Source organism: Vibrio bivalvicida (genome assembly GCF_001399455.2).
GTDB classification, from domain to species: Bacteria; Pseudomonadota; Gammaproteobacteria; order Enterobacterales; family Vibrionaceae; genus Vibrio; species Vibrio bivalvicida.
On sequence record NZ_LLEI02000032.1, the window covers coordinates 437,905 to 456,751 of the forward strand.

An 18,847-nucleotide genomic window follows, 5' to 3' on the forward strand; every position below is an offset into this window, starting at 1 on the left:
GGGATGCGAGATGCGGGATGCGGGATGCGAGATGCGGGATGCGGGATGCGGGATGCGGGATGCGGGATGCGGGATGATTTTATCTAGTTTGAAAGAAGCCCTGTCAACAGCTCCTCTCGCCTCCCGAAACGCAATGTTCTGTAGGGCGTAGCCCGTTCTCGAGCGAAGCGTCCGTAGGACGAAGTCCGCTCCTTCACCTTACATCTGGTCTATGCGTGCTTTAACGCTTAATACCTTGTCTGCGTACCTTGGATCGGTCGCATAGCCTGCTTGATGAATGCCTCTAATAAACTCTTCGTTATTACCGCCATGACGTAGCGCAGTGGTGTAACGAGGGTTTTGATTAAGGAAACGCACGTAGTCGTTGAAACTATCTTCATAGCTAGAGTAAGAACGGAAAGCTGCATTTTCTTTAACAGGCACACCTTGATGATACTCAAGAGTTTGAGTCGATACCTTATCTCCAGACCAACTACGATCCGCTTTGATATTGAATAGGTTATTACTGCTACCACGTGAGTTATTGACAACCTTCTGTCCCCAACCCGTTTCTAATGCGGCTTGAGCAAGTAGAAGCGATGAATCAATACCTAGCGCACTTGCCGCTTTTTCTGCATAAGGCTTCATTGATTTAACAAAAGTTTCTGGCGACTCAAAGCGAGAAGGTGGTGTCGATGCTGGCAAGGCTACAGTTGTAGAGTCCGCTCGTTCATGACGGGTACGGTCTATTTTTTCCATCATAGCTTCAAAATCTTCATTGCGCGCTTTGGCAGTTTGATTTTCTACGCTGCCTGTAGAGAGCTGAGCAACAATCATATCCGCGAGCCCTAATGATCCCGAGGTACTTAGCTCACTCGACATCTGCTCATCCATCATCTGACGATAGAACTGCTGATTTTGGCTGTCCATCAAACCAGATTCGAACGTTGAGTTAGCATCGCGCATAGACTTAAACAGCATAGAGGTGAAAATGGCCTCAAACTGCTTTGCCGCCGCTGTTAGAGCCGCTTTTTCGCTTCCTTCATCACCCTCTACCGCTTGTTTACGTAGCTTATCTAAGCCAGCGATATCGTGAATAAAGCCGATATCATTGCCGTTGTTAATCATGCTCTACTCCTTAGATTACGATCAGTTGTCCTTCAATAGCACCTGCTTGCTTCAACGCCTGCAAGATAGCCATTAAATCAGAAGGGGCCGCACCAACTTCATTCACCGCTCGAACCAGATCATCCAAGGTCAATCCAGGCTCAAACTTAAACATTTTGCCCTGTTCTTCCGTCACCTCAATGTCGGTATCGGGAACGACGACAGTCTCACCACCACCAAAGGCATTCGGCTGGCTGACATTAAGATTCTCTTTGATCGCCACTGTCATACCGCCATGCGTAACCGCTGCTGGTTTTAAGCGCACATGTTTACCGACAACTATGGTGCCAGTACGCGAGTTAACTATAATTTTCGCAGAGCCTTCCGCTGGGTTAAATTCGATATTTTCAATCGCCGATAAGAAAGCAACACGCTGAGTAATGTCACGCGGAGCACGTACTTTTACCGACGTCGCATCGACCGCAGACGCCATTTGCGGACCAAGGAAGTTATTAACCGCATCGGCCATACGCTGTGCAGTGGTAAAATCAGACTCAAGGAGGTTAAAGGTAATATAATCGCCACGGCTAAACGGAGTTGGGATTTCGCGTTCAACCATAGCACCGTTTGAAATCATGCCTGCAGTTGGGTTATTGCCGACAATTTTTGAGCCATCAGCCCCTGTTGCACTAAAGCCACTCACCACAAGATTGCCCTGCGCAACGGCATAGATTTGCCCATCTAAGCCTTTCAGCATTGTTTGCATCAGGGTGCCGCCTCGTAGGCTCTTTGCCGAACCAATCGAAGACACCGTCACATCGATTGTTTGACCTTGTTTTGAAAAGGCAGGCAATTCAGCCGTCACAATCACAGCCGCAACATTTTTACTCTTAGGCTTCGTACCGGGTGGCATCTGAATACCAAAGTTTTGCAACATTGCATTGAAACTTTGATCGGTAAAGGGGGTTGATTCTCCTGTACCAGGTAAACCTGTGACCAAGCCATAACCAACTAATTGGTTACTACGCACACCAGCGACCTGAGACACATCTTTAATGCGTGCCGCCTGTGCGGAATTGGCAACAAACACTATACAGGTTAAAAGGAGAAACAACTTTTTCATGATCATGCCCTTGTTCTAATCTCTATGCCCACTTTATATACTGCCAAAAAAGCGGCATCAGATGGAATTATAGGGAGACATTAAAGAATCGTGCCAAGAATCCAGGTTCTTGCATATCTTGTTGAGTGCCCGTACCAGAGTATTGGATTCGAGCATTAGAAATTCTATTCGATGCGATCGTGTTATCGTACTTGATATCATCCGGACGAATCGTGCCGCTTAGGCGAATGTACTCATCTCCTGTATTCAGCGTTAGCCACTTCTCACCACGAATCACTAGATTGCCATTAGCGAGTACTTCTATCACTTCAACGGTAATCGAGCCAGAAATACTGTTGCTTTGGTTAGCGGCCGCACTACCTTTAAATTTATTGTCGTTACTTAGGTTATACGAGAAATTGTAATCACCAATGTTGAGCTGCTGACCACCAACTTCTAACGGGTCCATTGACGCATCATTATTTTTTGATAAGTCAGCATCTGAGCTTTTTGCTGCTTTGGTACTTTCATCTAAGGTGACAGTAATGATGTCACCAAGTCCACGTGGTTTTGAGTCATCATACAAACTGTTGGTGCTCGCCGTATTAAACAGCGAGCCTGTTTCCGCTGCATAGTGCTCAGGTTGGTGTTTAGGGTGAATAGGAGCCCAAGCGGGGTCGCCTGAAACGGGATCGGAGCGGCCACGCATAGAATCAACCAGACCTGAACTTTCTTGCTTAGATTTGTCACCCTCGACGGCATCAACCGTTGTTGTTCCCTGTGTGACATCTGGGGTTTCGATTGGCGGCTCTAACATTGTACAACCCGACATCACTGCTAGCGTAAAAAGTGCGATTATTCGATTCATTTCTATTCCCACCCTAAACCGTGCTTATAACTGCTGATTCACAAAGCTCATCATCTTGTCTACCGCTGAGATGACTTTTGAATTCATTTCGTAAACACGTTGAGCTTCTATCATGTTGACTAGCTCTTCGGTCACATTCACATTCGATGTTTCAAGCATTGACTGTCTTACTTCACCAAAGCCGTCAAAACCTGGGACACCTTCTTGCGGATCACCACTTGCACCTGTCGGTAGATAAAGATTTTGACCTATCGGCTCTAGCCCGCCTGGGTTAATAAAATCGACCGTTGCAATCTGTCCGACAACTTGGTTATCTTGCTGACCTCGGACACGAACAGAGACCTCACCATCGGTACCCACAGTTATGCTGATTGCATCTTCCGGAATAGCAATCTCAGGCTCTAGTGAATATCCGGCGCCTGAAGTCACAATTACCCCTTCATCGTTAACGGTAAACTGACCATTGCGTGAATAACCAATGTTGCCGTCTGGCATCAAGATCTGGAAGAAGCCATCACCTTCAATCATCATATCGAGGCTATTATTCGTTGTTTGAGTATTACCTTGGGTGTGAACTTTTTGCGTCGCCACCACTTTAGAACCTGCACCTAGCATTAAGCCACTTGGTAATTCAGTATTCTGTGACGACTGACCACCTGGCTGATTGATGTTCTGATAGAACAAATCTTCAAAAACAGCGCGGCTTTTTTTATAACCAACTGTTGAAGCGTTCGCCAGGTTGTTTGAAATTGTTGAGATATTGGTTTGTTGAGCGTCTAAGCCCGTTTTACTTACCCATAGTGCCGGATGCATAGCTCTCTCCTAGAATCTGTTAGCTCATACGAAGCAGAGAATCAGACGCTTTGTCCATGTCTTCTGCTGTGCTCATCATTTTTACTTGCATTTCAAACTGACGTTGCAAGTCAATAAGGTTAGTCATTTCGCCTATAGCATTGACGTTACTACCTTCAATTGCCCCTGTGAGCAGTTTTACACTGGCATCCACTTCGTATGCCGCATTAGGATCTTTTGCACGGAACAAGCCGTTTATGTCTTTGAATAGTGATTGGTTGTTGGTGCGAGTAAGTTTAATTCGATCGACGACTTCTATTGCATCGGCTGGAGCGCCTTGCGGAACCACAGAAATCGTACCGTCATTTCCGATCTCAACTTTGCTGATTGGAATCGGCAGGGTAATCGGTGCCCCTGTTTCACCTAAGACTAGATTTCCGTTACCGCTAACCAGTAGACCGTTCACATCAATTTTGAGGTTACCGTTTCGCGTTAGACCTTCTTTGCCCGTTTTGTCGAGTACCGATATCCAACCATCACCTTGAATGGTAACATCTAAGTCTCGGCCGGTGGTAATCACGCTCCCTTGCTGGAAATTATGTCCCGGACGCTCTGTCATGCTAAACACGCGGCTTGGTAGACCATCGCCATACGCTTGCATTGAACGAGCTTGCGCCAAATCAGCACGGAAACCCGTGGTACTGACGTTCGCTAAGTTGTTTGCTCTGAGCTGTAAAGCCTGCATGTTTTGCTTAGCTCCGCTCATCGCGAGAAACAGTGCACGATCCATAATTTGCTCCAAAAATCACAATTCAGATCAATGAAAGCAATTGGCGTGCCAATTTAAATACCATCTATAAATCAACAGATTAGCAGGATATAACGGCAAGTATAGAGAAGAATTAGAGAAAGGTTTTGCCGAAGTGGCAATAATAGCAAGCTGATCATTGCCACCAGCTTGCTATTCAGATGATTGCGACATCTCGCTAAGGATACCTTACAGTGATTAACGAATCTGTAGGATATTCTGTTGCGTTTGGTTATGTACTTCTAACGAACGAGAGTTAGCTTGGAAGTTACGTTGAGCAGAGATCAAATCAACTAGCTCTTGCGTCATATCGATATTCGATTGCTCTAGAGTACCGCTAGTAATCGTACCAAATGATCCCTTGTTCGATTCGCCCCAGATCTTGTCCCCAGAGAACTGAGTAGAGTCCCACTGAGTACCACCCTTCTTATCTAGTCCTTGCTCATTCGCGACGCGAACCAATGAAACACGTCCTAGAATGATATTTTCACCGTTAGAGTAAGTACCTAGAACACTACCGTTCTCATCAAAGTCTACTTTGGTTAAGAAGCCAGTAGTCGCACCATCTTCATCGAATTTAGTCAATTCAAACGGAGCGGCAAACTGAGTGGCATCTTGAAGGCCAAACGACAGAACTTGGTTAATGTCTGCGCCATTTAGCTCAACAGGGTTCGCACCTGTACCCAGAGCTTCAGAAACGATATTCTGCCCATTATTAAGGCTTGCTAGGGTACCATCATTGTTGAACTTCATCGTATGACCAACCTGACCCGTTGGTGATGTCGCGTCTCCCCCTATAATATTCAGTGGTTTCTCACCCACACTGTCAGTTACTGTGTAGTAGGTCTGCCAAGTATTAGGTTGAGTCTGATCTTTTAGGTAGTAAGTTGTCAGCTTATACGACTGGCCCATTGAGTCATAAATCGTCGATGACGTTGAACGGTTGTAGGTTTCTGGGTCTGAGAAGTCAAACAAAGCAGGATCTTTAAGGTCACCACCAGCCGGTAGATTGACACCCACATCAATATTTGATGTCTGCTTTGGCTTACCGAACTCTTTTGGAATGTTGATTGGCGAAGGCTCGTAGGATAGAACATCACCGGTATCTTTGTTCACTTGATAGCCAAGCAAAAACTCATCGTTAGCCGTAACCATGTAGTTATCTCTGTTTAGGTGGAAAGCACCATTACGCGTTAACTCATTGGTGGTTGGCGTTAGACGATCTTTTGCGACAGAGAAGAAGCCAGTACCGCTGATACGCAGATCCATAGGGTTGTTGGTATAAACGCTAGAACCTTCATGAAACTGCTGAGCAACCTTAGCCGCTTGAACACCTTGGCCTGGTGTGGTCTTCGCATGAGTAAAGAGTGAATTTGAGTAAACATCGCCAAACTCCGCACGTGACTCTTTAAAGCCAAATGTATTTGCGTTCGCAATGTTGTTACTGGTTGTGTTCAGATCTAACTGAGCTGCGGACAAACCGCTTAGTGCAACATATGACATTCCAAAATCTCCTATCTAGCTAGCATATCTACTTAAGAGTTACGCTTTGCCAACTTCTAGTACTTCAGCAAGTCGAACTGGCGACTCAAAGCCAGCCAGATTGAGTAGTACGTTACCATCGCCTTTACCTAAGAGTACGCTGTTTACATTAGCGTAGGTCGAAACCTCAAACTCTTTGGCTTTACCATCGAGTAAACCTGATGCTTTCACATTGTATTTACCTGGTGGCAATGGATTACCGTTTTGATCTTTACCATCCCATTCAACTCGGCTGTCACCCGCAGGTTTCGCACCGACATCAAAGGTACGGATTAGCTGCCCCATTTGGTCTTCCACTCGTACCATCAAGTTATCGACAGATTGAGGGAGTTTCACCATAGCAGCCATTGAGCCGTCATCTGCTTTCACTCCTGCTGCACCAGGGACGAGAACGTCTCGACCAACAAGAGAGGAAGCTTGAAGCGCTTGGTTAGATGTCATCGACGCATTCAGTGTTTCAAACTGATTGTTCATTTTGCCGATACCATCTACCGTGGCAAATGACGCCATCTGTGCAATCATCTGGTCATTGCTAACCGGCTTAAATGGATCTTGCTGGGCAAGTTGCTTAGTGAGCAAAGATAAGAAGTCTTCTTGTTTAAGATCTTGCTTACCTGTTGTCTCGTTGGGCTTATTCTTGTCCTGAAGCTGTTTAAGCTGGTCTACATAGGACAAGCCGCTTTGACCAACATTATTAATGCCATCGGCCATAGTTACCTCCTATCCTTATTGACCCATCTGCAGCGTACGCAGCAGCATTTGTTTGCTTGCATCTGCTACTTGAACGTTCGTTTGGTAAGAACGTGAAGCAGAAATCATGTTAGCCATCTCTTCCATCACATTGACGTTAGGTTTGTAGATATACCCTTCATCGTTTGCGAGTGGATGGTCAGGGTTGTACTCCGCATCAAGCGGCTTATCGCTTTCTACAATACCCATCACTTTCACTGGCACCGTATGGTCGCGGCCATACTTTGCCTTACTTAACTCCGCACCGAACACAGCGTGGCGGGCTTTATAGGTGTCTTTCGCTGAGCTAGAGACACTGTCCGCGTTTGCTAGGTTACTTGAGGTCGTATTTAGACGAACAGATTCAGCGCTCATGGCAGAACCAGTGACATTGAAAACGTTAAATAAACTCATCTAGTTACTCCCTTTAATTGCTTTAGTTAAGTTCTTGAATTTACTTCCTAAGAAGTCAAGTGAGGCTTGGTGTCTGATCTGGTTTTGCATAAACAAGTTACGCTCTAGATCCACATCAACGGTGTTGCCATCACCCGTGTCAGGTTGTGTAGGAAGACGATACATTACTTCCCCTGTCACCCTAGTAGAGGCAGGAATATGCCGACTGTCGGTACGGCTAAGCCCGATGCTTGCCTCCGATGTTGCCGCCTGCAATGCCTTTTGGAAGTCCATGCCTTTCGATTTATAGCCCGGAGTGTTCGCTTGAGCAATGTTGGTAGAAATCACCTCAGCATTGCGCTCACGTACACCCACCGTGTGTTGGTGGATACCTAATGCATTGTCGAAAGAAATAGCCATGTTAACCTCTACTCAAGAACTGACCGTTACTATTAAATGTAAAAGCAATTAGCGTACCAACTTTAATAAAACTTGTTTCACTGTTGCCTTCGTGTAGATAATACGCAATAAACACGCCAATTAATTAGCTGAAATCGCATTAGAGAGTTTGGAATCACTCGTAGAAAGTATACAAGTTAAAGAGAGATGGGTATAAAAATGCCCAACAAAAATGCTGGGCATTGGGAAAAATTGACAACTCTGTTACTTGAGCTTATAGATGATGCCAGGGTTACATCGAACCATCTCAAATCGATCAGTGAGACCTGTTAGTGATTCGGATGCACCCAATAATAAATAACCACCAGGGTTCAAACTGTTTGCCATTTGATTCAAAACTTGAGACTTCATGTCGGGAGAGAAATAAATAAGCACGTTACGACAGAAAATAATGTCGAACTTACCAAGTAATGCATAGCTATCCATCAAGTTCTGTGGACGAAAGTTAACCAAACGTTTTACATTGTCTTTGACTTTCATTCGACCATCACCCGCATCTTCGAAGAAATTGCGACGGCGCTCTGGTGACAGTCCTCTACCCAATGCAAGGTTGTCGTATACACCTGCTCGGCACATATCGAGCATACTTGCCGAAATATCTGTAGCAGTAATCGACACGCTAGGAAGCATGCCCGGCTTACGCTGCTGAGTCTCTAGTACTGTCATCCCCATTGAGTACGGCTCTTGCCCAGAAGAGCTCGCTGCTGACCAGATTTTAATTGGGCGCTTATTTGCCGCTGCCTCTGGTAACAGTTTATTAGCAAGAACTTCAAATGGGTAAGTATCACGAAACCACAGTGTCTCGTTTGTCGTCATGGCATCAACAGCGGCAACACGCAGTTCACGATTACGCCCAGTCACAACGTCTCTAAGCAAGTCAGATAATGTCGCTAACTTGAACTTAGTAACGAGTGGGCTTAGTCGGCTTCTTACAAGGTACTGTTTGCTATCACCTAGCACAATACCACATTGTGACTCTAAGAATCGGCTGAAATCACGATACTCTTGATCGCTTATAGTTATCGCTGTCATTAACTTCTCTTTTTATTCTGTAAGTGCAGTTTTCACTGCATTACCAAGCTCATCTGGATTGAATTTAGCGATAAAGGAGTTAGCTCCTACACGTTCAACCATTGCTTGGTTAAATACACCACTGAGTGATGAGTGAAGAATAACATAAAGATCTTTAAGATCAGGGTTACGCCTTATTTCGGCGGTTAGTGTATAGCCATCCATTTCTGGCATCTCGATATCGGAAATCACCAAAGAAATCTGATCATAGATGCTACCTTCAGCAGCCATTTCAACTAGTTTCTCATAAGCTTGCTTACCATCAATAACCGCAACCGCTTCAAAACCTAGTGATGTAATTGCACGCTCAACCTGCTTACGAGCAACCGTTGAGTCGTCGGCAATTAGAATGCGACGAACAATTTCTTTCTCTGCTTCAACCTGAGCAATCTCTTCCCCAATTGAAGAGTCCATAGTCTCATCAACTGGCGCGATTTCTGCAAGAATCTTCTCTACATCGAGGATTTCAACCAGTTCGTTGTCGATGTTAGTGACTGCAGTTAAATAGTTGGACTTACCAGCCCCTTCTGGAGGTGGCAAAATGGCTTCCCAATGCATATTAATAATACGCTCAACGGAAGTCACCAGAAACGCCTGAATAGTTCGATTAAACTCAGCAATAACGACAAAGGCTTTTTCAACATCTGTGGTCGGTCTGCCACCAACAGCCAGACTCAAATCGATAACCGAAACAGTATGGCCTCGGATATGGGCCACACCTTTGACTAGGTGGTGTAAGTTTGGCATTGAAGTAAGCTTAGGGCACTGAAGTACCTCTTTTACTTTAAATACGTTAATTCCGTAGCGTTGGCGCCCCATAAGGCGAAACGTTAGGAGTTCCAATCGGTTTTGACCGACGAGTTGCGTACGCTGATTCACAGAATCAAGAATACCCGACATAAGCTCATCTCCATCTCAAACTTTAATGCTAAAAAAAATGGTAGTCTACTAGCGGCCATGTAAAACTTTAGAGAAATAGAATGACATACCTAAAATCACACTTATGCTCATTTTCCATAACTAATTGTAGAGCTTTCTATAAAAAGTTTTATAAGTCTATCGGCTTTTTATTATTTTTCTTTAGTTTTTCAGCGACATCCGCAACAGAAAACCAAATCCAACTTATTCAACAAGCTGCAGAAGACTACATTCTAGCAACTATTGAGTGGCCAACGGGTGGTACATTAAAAGCCAAAGCGGCCAATCTCGATAGCCGTATCTTTGCAACCAATTGTCCAACCGAATTGACCCGCTCATCCTCTTCGACCAACCCTACCGCTAGTAATATAACGGTACTGATTGAATGTCCGGAAGACGATTGGCGCGTCTATGTACCTGTTCGTTTAACCCGTACAGGGCCACAAGTTGTGCTGACTACCCCGCTTTCCCGCGGTCAGATCGTATCAGCTCAAGACGTCACTATTAATATGGTAGACTTACAACGCTTTAGGCGGCAAGGGTTTTCCACAATTGATGCGGTAATTGGCGCAAAAGCAAAGAAAAACCTCCGCTCTGGTGACATTATAGAAGCTAGAGATATTTGCGTCGTATGTCGTAACGAAATAGTGACAATTAGAGCGGTAAAATCTGGGATGACAATAACCACGAAAGGTATCGCGCTCACAGATGGCTCACATGGTGAACAGATAAGAGTGAAAAATAGTAAATCCAACCGTATAATTGAAGGACGAGTGACTGGAATTTCTGAAGTAACGGTGATTTTTTAGTCAGTGTTAAAAAAAACTAAAGTTATAATCGTATTCGTCGATATTGACAGTACAAGTAGACAAATCTTCAAAAGGCTCAGCAATTATGGCAGGTATTGACAATATACGCTCAGGGCAAACGCTATCGACATCGACGCGTAATTCTGTACGTAACGAAAGTAGTCCAACGAGCAGTTCAGACTCGGCAAAAAAGTCTGATGTAGCTAAGGATGCAGTTTCACTCAGCTCACAAGGTAAGGCGGTGGGAGAAATGCATAATCAAATGGTCAGCCAACCTAGCTTTGACAAAGCAAAAGTTGCCGCTATCAAAGAAGCTATTGCTAATGGCTCGTACAGCGTCGATCCTGAAAAACTTGCCGACAACATGATTAAGTTCGAAAAAGAGCTTGGCGGGTTGTAAACCGCGAGAATATAGATCATGGCAGCGATTTTAAGTTTAATCGAGTTTCAATTAAAAAATGCCCAGGAGCTTACTGAAGTTCTAGAGCAGGAGAGACTTGCGATTGCCAATCGAGTATCAAAAGATATCGAAGCTATCGCCCAACATAAAATCACTTTAATTGAGCAACTGCAAAACACAGACGAACGAGTTCGTCGTCATCCTGATGTAGAGAGCTTAACGAGCGATCCAGAGTTGAGCCCTTTGGTAGAACAAGTTAGCTCTTTAATCAGTGAGTGCCAACAAGCGAATGAAGTCAATGGCCAAGCGCTCCAACGTGCCCAACTTAGCTTTAATAAGCTCAATAATTTAATGCAGCAGTCTCAAGGCAAATTGGGAATGACTTATACAGCAGAAGGTCAAACCAAAAATGTCACGACTCTAGGCACCAACATTAAAGCCTAAAAATAGAATCAAAAAAAAACGGCAATCATTGATTGCCGTTTTTTTGTTTGTTCGGAGATCTAAATCGTTAGAAAAGAGTTTGCTGACGTTTCTCTGGAACCGTTTGAACCTCACCATAATCTCGCAGCTTGTTCATTTTCTCAATATCAAGTCTAAGCTCAGTGACATAACTGTCACCGACTTTATAGCTACGAACTACTTCAGCCCCACGAATAACCCCATCGACCGCGCCAGATGTCAGCTCTGTCCCTAGGCGCTGATCTTTAAGATCGGCTCGACCACTAACGCGCATCCCATAAACCTGCTCTGCAAGTTCACGATAAGCGTCTATCTTCGATGCGCGCATCGCACGTACTTGCTTTTCTTCTTCGTTACGACCTTTTTGTTCACTGATGCTTGCATAACCAACAGCCGTTAACCAGTCATCTTTACGCATATCCGTTAAAGGCTGGCAACCTACCATCACTAAAACAACAATCAGGAGTAATAGCTTTTTCATCTCGTCTCCTACGGGCGAAGAATAACCGTATATGGCTGGGTAATCGTTGGGTCAGAACGGATTAATACACCATCTTGCGTACGAATGCTGTTAAGGGTATCAAGATCTCGACCAATACGATCCGCTGGCAAGAAACCTTGTGCAGTTGCCACAACCACTCGAGACTGCATCCCAACAACTCTCGCATTGACTAGAACACCGCCTTCCTGGCGCAGCATAGTCCCTGTTAGTACGTATTGAATATCTTGCTCTTGGGCTAAATCTTTCCAGTCACGACTAAAAGCAAAGTCACCTTGATGGGTCACTTGAATAGAGCCAGTGGTTTTGAAATCTACGACCTTAAACCCACGACGCTGGAATTGATGAATAAAGCCTTCCGATACTGAGTTACCTAACCAGTTTGTAGCATCCATATTTTGCAGATCAACAAATGACGTAACGGCAATCGGTGTCCGCGCCGAAACACTGGTATTCGAAATCATAAGATCTTCCGTCATACTCTCTACAAAGAAGTCAAGAGTATGACGCGGGCTCTCCATCAGCATAAACTGCGAGCCAGGGTACGGTTCTTTACCGTTATATATTGGAGCATAGGCACATGCGGTGAGAAACACCACAGGGACTAGCGATAGCCATTTTTTCATTCTCAAATCTCCGATACATTAAGGCTTAAAAATGCCTGATCTTTTAGCTCTCTTCTAAAAGTGGAACATTCCTTGCTTTTCTAACTTTGCAACTATTTAGAAAGGCAATGCCTAAATCAGCTAAGATTTAACAAGCAAGAAATGAACCAACTTGGTGAACATCTATGAAAAAATCGCTCCTTCTCTTCTTATCCACGCTTTACCTAAGCTTGCTCTCGAGTACCGCCTCCGCTGCGTGGTTTGAAGTGACAGGCACTGCCACTGTAGTATCTTCTGAAGAGGCCGCTCGCATTCACGCGCTAGAAGATGCGCTGTTCAAAGCAGTGAGCTTCTCTGGAGCCGATATTGGTAGCATTGCTAATTTACGCCCTTTGCTAGAAAGCGACAAAGAAGAGTATCAGTTTACCAACAGTGAAGTACGCTACATCGTCGTTGATGAGCAGAAAACCCGTAGCGGAGTCATGTTAGTCAAAGCCCGCATTGATATTTACCCATCGGCAACGGGTTGCCACGTAAGCCAATATAAGAAAACATTTCTAGTCGGTAACATAGATGTTGCCTCCCCTCAGCAAGCGGTCATGGGGCAAATCTATGGCGTCGGTGATGATTTTGCTAATGTCATCAATCGCCAATTAGATCAACAATCTGCTAACTTTGTTTCTGTTGGCACTACAGATTTTGAGATCAGTAAACGCTACCCTGAGCGGCTAAAAATGATTGCTCAAGATACTGGCGCACAATATATCATTGGTGGTGTTATCACAGACCTTACAGCCACTATTGAAAAAGGCGGCTTGCTTCGCGATGATGTCATTAACCGTCAGTTTGCGCTTGAAATGCAGGTGTTTGACGGTAAAACAGGTAACGAAGTTTACAACCGCAATTATCGAGAGGTCGCGCGCTGGCCGTTTGCTAAAACCAGCCAAGTAGATACGCGTAGTGCTCGTTTCTGGGCATCAACCTATGGCGACATGATGCTGCGCGTAAGCCGCAATATTATGTTGGATTTAGAATCAGAGGTGTCTTGCAAAATCACCTTGCCAGAAGTGGTCGCCAAGTGGGACAACACAATCACAATCGATCTAGGACGTATTCACGGTGTGATGGAAGGCGATAAGTTGCAGCTTTGGCACACAGGTTCATTCATTGACCAACGTGGCTTACCGCGCAATAAGGTTTCTGAAACAGACATCACCCTGACCGTTTCGCGCGTGTACGAAAATGAAGCAGAGCTTAAAGTTGATCAAGCAGAGCTTGCCGGAAGTATTCAAATTGGCGATGTTATGCACAAGCTATTGTAAAAACACAAGTTCACGCTTAACTTATGATTTAAAATCAGTATCATAATGTTAAAGCTCCCGTGGCACAGCTGGATAGCGCGATCCCCTCCTAAGGGATAGGTCACAGGTTCGAATCCTGTCGGGAGCGCCAGATCTTTTAAAGGGGCTAAGTAGTCATTATTTAGCCACTTTTATTTTGTGTTAGGTTCAGCAACGACAATTTAATGAACAAGTTTGTAGCTAAGCCGCTACAAAACAGCTTCTATTAAAAATCAAACCTTCTACATTTGTGGACATTCAACTAAAATAGCTATTAACAAAACTATTTATAAAAATGAATGACAAAAAGTAACTTGACCACTAACACTGGTCACCGCTTTATCTCAAAAGCAAAGACAGCGTTCAAGATCCATATCCACACGCCAGACGACAAAGTTCTGCACCGCTCTGTGGGGTACGTACGTATTGGTGAAAAAAGAGGCTTGAAGAAAGCGATCAAACTGCGTAATGAACTCGGCTCTGAGATGTGGGGGAAATTCTGGCGCAAGCTACTCAAAGACCCCTATTTAATGACCCGCCTCCCACACTCGCTTGAGCCTAAGATCATCTTTAAGCCTAGGCCAACCAAAGAGAACCCAACAGCGAAAGACGAATGCTACATCGCTGCTTGGCGCAACTATGATGTGAATGGCAAATTAATCTACAGGAGCGTAGTTTGCTCGATTAAAAAACATGGTCGACTGGCTGCCTATTCAAAGACAAAGAAAGCACTATTGGAAGCCAACAAAGAGAACTTAGAAATTCTCGAATTTATGGGGCGCTTAAACAGTATCGACCTGAAATAACAGAAAAATTTGGCTAAAACAAAAAAGCCTTGGCTCATCACCAAGGCCTTTTCAATTCTGATGTGGTTATTCTGCTTCGTACTCAAAAGCTGGAACAACGATTTCTACACGGCGGTTCTGAGCACGGCCTTCAGAAGTCTCGTTTGATGCGATAGGGTTGTTCTCACCTTCACCACTCGCTGTAATGCGAGACCTATCGATACCGGCTTCTAACAATGCACTCTCAATCGATTTTGCACGCTTTTCAGAGAGCTTTTGGTTGTAAGCAGCCGCACCACTAGAGTCTGTATAGCCGGTAATTTCGACGTTAGACTGAGGGAACTGCGTCATAAACTGAACCAATTCCTCTAGCATTGGCAAGCTTTCAGGCTTTAGTTCAGCGCTATTTAAAGCAAACGCACCAGAATCAACCACTTTAGTTTCAAACGTCTTAAGCACCGGTGTAACAACAACGACCTCTTCTACGACTTCCTCAACCACTTTCTCTTCTGCCACATACGGTTCAGAAACTGGCTGCTCACTTGCACCGAATTTGTAAACAAAACCAAGGGTTGCGGAGTTAACCGCCGCTTTTACTAAGTCATTATTTACGTCAGTCAGACGCTGGTATTCAAGGCGGACGGTTACGTTTTTGTGTGAATCTAGCTCAAAACCAACCGCACCAAGAAATGAGTTATCATTCTTGCTGCCGTAATCAACACGAGCACCACCAAACTTACCGTAAATAGAAATATCATCGGTTAAAGAAAGGTTTAGCTTAGGAGCGATGGTGAAAGCTTTTACTTTCTCATCCGCAAGCCCATCAGCGGTAAACTCACCTAAATAATCGTAACCTGCCTCTAGTGACAGGTAATCCATAAATTGGTAGCCGGCTAACACACCCGCTGCGATTGAATCATCGTCACAATTGGCCGTAATTGAAGTACAAGCGTCATCCAACCAAGATTTACCGACTTTACCACCCAAATAAAAATCCGCGTTTGCATTCATTGATGCTAGTGCAAGCGTACTCGAAATTACCACTGCTAACTTTTTCATGAGTCCTTCCCCATTTTTCATTATGTTTATGTTGTCTACATACATAGCCGACTAACCACGCTAGCCTAGCATAGTATTTAACCACCACAACTTCTGTTGCATATAGCACACAAAATGAATCCGTGAGATATAGCGATATCAATTATAAGTGGCTTAAGTGTCTTATAAATAAGACAAAACCCCAACCATTAGTTGAGGCTTAATTTACGTTGTTAGTGATCGTTAGAATTATTGCTCCACTTGATACTCAAAAGCAGGAACTACAATTTCCACTCGACGATTCTTTTCTCGACCTTCGAGCGTTTCATTTGATGCGATCGGGTTGCTTTCCCCTTTCCCTTCTACAGTGATACGTGAGTCATCAATGCCCTTATCAACTAAAGCGCTTTCCACAGCGGCAGCGCGTCTTTCTGACACCTTTTGATTGTATTCAGCACGCCCTGACGTATCTGTATACCCCGTGGCTTCAACTTCAGCTTGTGGGTAGTCATTTAAGAAATCCACCAGTTCATCTAACCTAGCAACGCTCTCTTGGTTAAGCTCTGTACTATTGAGTTTGAAACTTTCTGTTCCTATTGTTTGAGATTCATACACCTTAGTAACGATGACTGACTCAACAGGTTGATCTTCAACTACCGCTTCGACCATTTCTTCTTGTACAACAGCCACAGGCTCTGCTGTTTGTTCGCTGCCTCCAAACTTGTAGACAAAGCCGAGTGTTGCAGTATTCCCCATGGCACGAACTTGGTTATTGTTAATGTCTGTTATTGTTTGGTATTCAATTCGTACCGCAACATTCTGGTGTGAGTCAAATTCAATACCCGCAGCACCTAAATATGAATAGTCATTTTGGTTACCATACTTAACATACGCGCCACCTAATTTACCGTACAAAGAGATGCCATCAGTAATTGGTAGGTTTACTTTGGGAGCAAGTGTAAAGGCTTCCACTTTATCGTCGTTAAGTCCATCCGCGGTAAACTCACCCAAATAATCGTATCCTCCCTCAATCGACAAGAAGTCCCACATTTGATAACCCGCGAAGACACCTACCGCTGAAGCTTCATCATCACAATTGGCAGTAGCAGATGTACAGGCGTCATCTAACCACGACTTACCAACTTTACCACCTAGGTAAACTTCTGCCATTGTCGGGGCAGATGCTATAAGAAGTGATGCTGAAATGACCGCTGCTAGTTTATTCATAATTAAATCCTTAGTTTTTAAACTTTTCTAGTTAACTCCAGTGCGTTTAGAACAACTTTCTAGATAGGACAAATCTCCAATCAAAACGCTAAACCACTTCCTAATGTGCAATTATTCCTACTGTTACAAACCGTAACTCGTTGTAACCAGCGAAAGCACTATAGGGATTTTTTACAGCGAGAAAAGAGGCGGATTGTCAGCATTGAGTGAGCTAAAAATCAGAGAAAAATAAACTAATTCGCTCCGCCTTTGTGGCACAAGGGCTGACAAGCTATGAAAATTTACTGTTAATAATCAGTTAATTAACCAAGCAACATTATAATTCTCGATATTGAGACGGTCACGTATCGGCTATTTCTGAGCACGCTCTGTTTAGGAAATAAAAAAGCCGCAGCGATTGCTGCGGCTTTTATGATAATAACGTTGAGTCTGTTATGCGTTAGCTTCTCGCTCGGCAATAAACTCTAACGCCATCTTGATACGAGCGATGACGCGTTCTTTGCCTACTAGCTCCATTACCGCATCAACAGATGGAGATTGACCACCGCCAGTTACCGCAACACGCAGTGGCATACCGATCTTGCCCATACCGATTTCAAGTTCTTCACAAACCGCTGCAATAACGCCCTGTTTGATGTCGGTTGTCGTCCACTCTTCTAGCGCTTCAACTTTTGCTAGTGCTAGAGCTAGTGGCTCTTTAGCAACACCGCGTAGATGTTTCTTCGCTGCACCCGCTTCAAACTCAGAGAAGTCTTCGTAGAAGTAACGGATCTGCTCAGCTAGCTCAACAAGAGTATTGCAGCGCTCGCCTACTAAGGTGACCACTTCCGTGATTGCAGGGCCGTTTTCTACATTTAGGTTCTGGTTATCTAGATGCCATTGCAAATGCTCAGCCACATATTCAGGAGCTGAAGTCTTAATGTAATGGTTGTTCAACCAAAGTAGCTTTTCAGTATTGAAAGCCGAAGCTGATTTCGAAATTGCATTCAAGCTAAATAGATCAATCATCTCTTGCTCTGAGAAGATCTCTTGGTCACCGTGAGACCAACCTAAACGCACTAGGTAGTTGTTCAGTGCATTTGGTAGGTAACCTTCATCACGGTACTGCATCACAGAGACCGCACCATGACGCTTAGACAGCTTGGCACCATCATCACCAAGAATCATCGCACAGTGTGCAAACGTCGGTACTGGTGCACCTAGCGCTTGATAAATGTTGATTTGACGAGGCGTGTTGTTAATGTGGTCTTCGCCGCGAACAACATGAGTAATGCCCATATCCCAGTCATCCACTACCACAACAAAGTTGTATGTTGGAGCACCGTCTGTACGACGAATAATCAGATCATCAAGTTGACTGTTAGCGATTTCAATGCGGCCACGGATTTGGTCATCAAATACAACGCTGCCTTCTTTCGGGTTACGGAAACGGATAACAAACGCATCACCCTCTTTCGCTTCTGCGTTTGCAGCTACGACTTTGGGATGGTTTGCATCGTAGCGTGGCATCTCTTTCGCCGCTTCTTGCTCAGCACGGATTTCATCTAATAGCTCTTTAGAAGCGTAACACTTATATGCTTTGTCTTCAGCAAGCAGCTTATCAACCATTTCGTTGTAACGATCAAAACGCTTAGATTGGAAGTAAGGGCCTTCATTCCACTCTAAACCCATCCATTGCATACCTTCTAGGATCGCATCTACCGCTTCCTGAGAGTTACGTTCTAGGTCTGTATCTTCGATACGCAGAACAAATTCGCCACCTTGGTTTTTAGCGTAAAGCCATGAGTAAAGTGCAGTACGAGCACCACCAACGTGTAGGTAGCCTGTTGGGCTAGGAGCAAAACGAGTTTTAACCGTCATGTAAAATACCTTGATTGTCTAAATGACTGCACCATTTAGCTCATGATGAGCATG

General features: G+C 44.4%; 21 protein-coding genes and 1 tRNA gene. 6 read left to right on the plus strand and 16 right to left on the minus strand.

Annotated elements, in window-relative coordinates:
• Window positions 1-198: 198 nt before the first annotated feature.
• The 11 genes from flgJ to APB76_RS13015 all read right to left on the minus strand — a co-directional run bounded on the left by flgJ (window position 199) and on the right by APB76_RS13015 (window position 9,750).
• Window positions 199-1,107, minus strand: coding sequence for a flagellar assembly peptidoglycan hydrolase FlgJ (gene flgJ, locus APB76_RS12965; protein ID WP_054963283.1), 909 nt, complete (start codon window positions 1,105-1,107; stop codon window positions 199-201).
• Between the two features lie 10 nt (window positions 1,108-1,117).
• Window positions 1,118-2,209 carry a flagellar basal body P-ring protein FlgI gene (locus tag APB76_RS12970; protein WP_054963288.1) on the minus strand — a complete coding sequence of 364 codons (1,092 nt, stop codon included), beginning with the start codon at window positions 2,207-2,209 and terminating at the stop codon, window positions 1,118-1,120.
• Window positions 2,210-2,276: 67 nt separating this feature from the next.
• Window positions 2,277-3,056 (minus strand): flagellar basal body L-ring protein FlgH, encoded by a 780-nt coding sequence (gene flgH, locus APB76_RS12975; RefSeq protein WP_054963282.1) that lies wholly within the window; start codon window positions 3,054-3,056, stop codon window positions 2,277-2,279.
• Window positions 3,057-3,080: 24 nt separating this feature from the next.
• Window positions 3,081-3,869 (minus strand): flagellar basal-body rod protein FlgG, encoded by a 789-nt coding sequence (gene flgG, locus APB76_RS12980; RefSeq protein ID WP_049845485.1) that lies wholly within the window; start codon window positions 3,867-3,869, stop codon window positions 3,081-3,083.
• 19 nt (window positions 3,870-3,888) lie between these two features.
• Window positions 3,889-4,638 (minus strand): flagellar basal-body rod protein FlgF, encoded by a 750-nt coding sequence (gene flgF, locus APB76_RS12985; RefSeq protein ID WP_054963281.1) that lies wholly within the window; start codon window positions 4,636-4,638, stop codon window positions 3,889-3,891.
• Between the two features lie 216 nt (window positions 4,639-4,854).
• Window positions 4,855-6,159: a flagellar hook protein FlgE gene (flgE, locus tag APB76_RS12990; RefSeq protein ID WP_049845483.1), complete on the minus strand. Its 1,305-nt coding sequence runs from the start codon at window positions 6,157-6,159 to the stop codon at window positions 4,855-4,857.
• Between the two features lie 39 nt (window positions 6,160-6,198).
• Window positions 6,199-6,909, minus strand: coding sequence for a flagellar hook assembly protein FlgD (gene flgD, locus APB76_RS12995; protein WP_049845482.1), 711 nt, complete (start codon window positions 6,907-6,909; stop codon window positions 6,199-6,201).
• A gap of 15 nt (window positions 6,910-6,924) precedes the next feature.
• Window positions 6,925-7,341 carry a flagellar basal body rod protein FlgC gene (flgC, locus tag APB76_RS13000; RefSeq protein WP_004746770.1) on the minus strand — a complete coding sequence of 139 codons (417 nt, stop codon included), beginning with the start codon at window positions 7,339-7,341 and terminating at the stop codon, window positions 6,925-6,927.
• Entirely contained in the window at window positions 7,342-7,740 is a 399-nt protein-coding gene (gene flgB, locus APB76_RS13005) for a flagellar basal body rod protein FlgB (protein WP_054963280.1), read from the minus strand.
• A 243-nt stretch (window positions 7,741-7,983) separates the two neighbouring features.
• Window positions 7,984-8,811 carry a protein-glutamate O-methyltransferase gene (locus APB76_RS13010; RefSeq protein ID WP_049845480.1) on the minus strand — a complete coding sequence of 276 codons (828 nt, stop codon included), beginning with the start codon at window positions 8,809-8,811 and terminating at the stop codon, window positions 7,984-7,986.
• A 12-nt stretch (window positions 8,812-8,823) separates the two neighbouring features.
• Complete coding sequence (locus APB76_RS13015) at window positions 8,824-9,750, minus strand: chemotaxis protein CheV (RefSeq protein ID WP_049845479.1); 927 nt, start codon at window positions 9,748-9,750, stop codon at window positions 8,824-8,826.
• Window positions 9,751-9,830: 80 nt separating this feature from the next.
• On the opposite strand from APB76_RS13015, the gene flgA reads away from it, so the two are divergent.
• The 3 genes from flgA (at window position 9,831) to APB76_RS13030 (ending at window position 11,421) form a co-directional block, all read left to right on the plus strand.
• Window positions 9,831-10,577 carry a flagellar basal body P-ring formation chaperone FlgA gene (gene flgA / locus APB76_RS13020; RefSeq protein WP_049845478.1) on the plus strand — a complete coding sequence of 249 codons (747 nt, stop codon included), beginning with the start codon at window positions 9,831-9,833 and terminating at the stop codon, window positions 10,575-10,577.
• A gap of 85 nt (window positions 10,578-10,662) precedes the next feature.
• The gene (flgM, locus tag APB76_RS13025) at window positions 10,663-10,977 is read left to right on the plus strand and encodes a flagellar biosynthesis anti-sigma factor FlgM (RefSeq protein WP_054963279.1); all 315 of its coding nucleotides are present in this window, start codon (window positions 10,663-10,665) and stop codon (window positions 10,975-10,977) included.
• Window positions 10,978-10,995: 18 nt separating this feature from the next.
• Window positions 10,996-11,421: a flagella synthesis protein FlgN gene (locus APB76_RS13030; RefSeq protein ID WP_049845476.1), complete on the plus strand. Its 426-nt coding sequence runs from the start codon at window positions 10,996-10,998 to the stop codon at window positions 11,419-11,421.
• A 67-nt stretch (window positions 11,422-11,488) separates the two neighbouring features.
• On the opposite strand, the gene flgP is transcribed toward APB76_RS13030, so the two are convergent.
• Window positions 11,489-11,920 (minus strand): flagellar assembly lipoprotein FlgP, encoded by a 432-nt coding sequence (flgP, locus tag APB76_RS13035; protein WP_049845475.1) that lies wholly within the window; start codon window positions 11,918-11,920, stop codon window positions 11,489-11,491.
• A gap of 8 nt (window positions 11,921-11,928) precedes the next feature.
• A complete protein-coding gene (locus APB76_RS13040; RefSeq protein ID WP_049845474.1) occupies window positions 11,929-12,564 on the minus strand; it encodes a FlgO family outer membrane protein in 636 nt (211 codons plus the stop codon).
• A 164-nt stretch (window positions 12,565-12,728) separates the two neighbouring features.
• Here APB76_RS13040 and APB76_RS13045 point away from each other — a divergent pair, with 164 nt between their 5' ends.
• The 3 genes from APB76_RS13045 to APB76_RS13055 all read left to right on the plus strand — a co-directional run bounded on the left by APB76_RS13045 (window position 12,729) and on the right by APB76_RS13055 (window position 14,689).
• Window positions 12,729-13,865 carry a flagellar assembly protein FlgT gene (locus tag APB76_RS13045; protein ID WP_054963278.1) on the plus strand — a complete coding sequence of 379 codons (1,137 nt, stop codon included), beginning with the start codon at window positions 12,729-12,731 and terminating at the stop codon, window positions 13,863-13,865.
• Window positions 13,866-13,918: 53 nt separating this feature from the next.
• Window positions 13,919-13,995 (plus strand) — tRNA-Arg (locus tag APB76_RS13050).
• A gap of 187 nt (window positions 13,996-14,182) precedes the next feature.
• Window positions 14,183-14,689 (plus strand): hypothetical protein, encoded by a 507-nt coding sequence (locus APB76_RS13055; protein WP_054963277.1) that lies wholly within the window; start codon window positions 14,183-14,185, stop codon window positions 14,687-14,689.
• Window positions 14,690-14,755: 66 nt separating this feature from the next.
• On the opposite strand, the gene APB76_RS13060 is transcribed toward APB76_RS13055, so the two are convergent.
• The 3 genes from APB76_RS13060 to gltX all read right to left on the minus strand — a co-directional run bounded on the left by APB76_RS13060 (window position 14,756) and on the right by gltX (window position 18,793).
• Window positions 14,756-15,727, minus strand: coding sequence for an OmpA family protein (locus tag APB76_RS13060; protein ID WP_054963276.1), 972 nt, complete (start codon window positions 15,725-15,727; stop codon window positions 14,756-14,758).
• 228 nt (window positions 15,728-15,955) lie between these two features.
• Window positions 15,956-16,933, minus strand: coding sequence for an OmpA family protein (locus APB76_RS13065; protein WP_054963275.1), 978 nt, complete (start codon window positions 16,931-16,933; stop codon window positions 15,956-15,958).
• A 432-nt stretch (window positions 16,934-17,365) separates the two neighbouring features.
• On the minus strand, window positions 17,366-18,793 hold the full coding sequence (gene gltX / locus APB76_RS13070; RefSeq protein ID WP_054963274.1) for a glutamate--tRNA ligase: 1,428 nt from the start codon (window positions 18,791-18,793) through the stop codon (window positions 17,366-17,368).
• Window positions 18,794-18,847 lie beyond the last annotated feature (54 nt).

What these genes read in the sequence shown, in the direction of transcription:
- flgJ (WP_054963283.1), bottom strand. Translation starts at nt 1,107, where the DNA reads ATGATTAACAACGGCAATGATATCGGCTTTATTCACGATATCGCTGGC.
- APB76_RS12970 (WP_054963288.1), bottom strand. Translation starts at nt 2,209, where the DNA reads ATGAAAAAGTTGTTTCTCCTTTTAACCTGTATAGTGTTTGTTGCCAAT.
- flgH (WP_054963282.1), bottom strand. Translation starts at nt 3,056, where the DNA reads ATGAATCGAATAATCGCACTTTTTACGCTAGCAGTGATGTCGGGTTGT.
- flgG (WP_049845485.1), bottom strand. Translation starts at nt 3,869, where the DNA reads ATGCATCCGGCACTATGGGTAAGTAAAACGGGCTTAGACGCTCAACAA.
- flgF (WP_054963281.1), bottom strand. Translation starts at nt 4,638, where the DNA reads ATGGATCGTGCACTGTTTCTCGCGATGAGCGGAGCTAAGCAAAACATG.
- flgE (WP_049845483.1), bottom strand. Translation starts at nt 6,159, where the DNA reads ATGTCATATGTTGCACTAAGCGGTTTGTCCGCAGCTCAGTTAGATCTG.
- flgD (WP_049845482.1), bottom strand. Translation starts at nt 6,909, where the DNA reads ATGGCCGATGGCATTAATAATGTTGGTCAAAGCGGCTTGTCCTATGTA.
- flgC (WP_004746770.1), bottom strand. Translation starts at nt 7,341, where the DNA reads ATGAGTTTATTTAACGTTTTCAATGTCACTGGTTCTGCCATGAGCGCT.
- flgB (WP_054963280.1), bottom strand. Translation starts at nt 7,740, where the DNA reads ATGGCTATTTCTTTCGACAATGCATTAGGTATCCACCAACACACGGTG.
- APB76_RS13010 (WP_049845480.1), bottom strand. Translation starts at nt 8,811, where the DNA reads ATGACAGCGATAACTATAAGCGATCAAGAGTATCGTGATTTCAGCCGA.
- APB76_RS13015 (WP_049845479.1), bottom strand. Translation starts at nt 9,750, where the DNA reads ATGTCGGGTATTCTTGATTCTGTGAATCAGCGTACGCAACTCGTCGGT.
- flgA (WP_049845478.1), top strand. Translation starts at nt 9,831, where the DNA reads ATGACATACCTAAAATCACACTTATGCTCATTTTCCATAACTAATTGT.
- flgM (WP_054963279.1), top strand. Translation starts at nt 10,663, where the DNA reads ATGGCAGGTATTGACAATATACGCTCAGGGCAAACGCTATCGACATCG.
- APB76_RS13030 (WP_049845476.1), top strand. Translation starts at nt 10,996, where the DNA reads ATGGCAGCGATTTTAAGTTTAATCGAGTTTCAATTAAAAAATGCCCAG.
- flgP (WP_049845475.1), bottom strand. Translation starts at nt 11,920, where the DNA reads ATGAAAAAGCTATTACTCCTGATTGTTGTTTTAGTGATGGTAGGTTGC.
- APB76_RS13040 (WP_049845474.1), bottom strand. Translation starts at nt 12,564, where the DNA reads ATGAAAAAATGGCTATCGCTAGTCCCTGTGGTGTTTCTCACCGCATGT.
- APB76_RS13045 (WP_054963278.1), top strand. Translation starts at nt 12,729, where the DNA reads ATGAAAAAATCGCTCCTTCTCTTCTTATCCACGCTTTACCTAAGCTTG.
- APB76_RS13055 (WP_054963277.1), top strand. Translation starts at nt 14,183, where the DNA reads ATGACAAAAAGTAACTTGACCACTAACACTGGTCACCGCTTTATCTCA.
- APB76_RS13060 (WP_054963276.1), bottom strand. Translation starts at nt 15,727, where the DNA reads ATGAAAAAGTTAGCAGTGGTAATTTCGAGTACGCTTGCACTAGCATCA.
- APB76_RS13065 (WP_054963275.1), bottom strand. Translation starts at nt 16,933, where the DNA reads ATGAATAAACTAGCAGCGGTCATTTCAGCATCACTTCTTATAGCATCT.
- gltX (WP_054963274.1), bottom strand. Translation starts at nt 18,793, where the DNA reads ATGACGGTTAAAACTCGTTTTGCTCCTAGCCCAACAGGCTACCTACAC.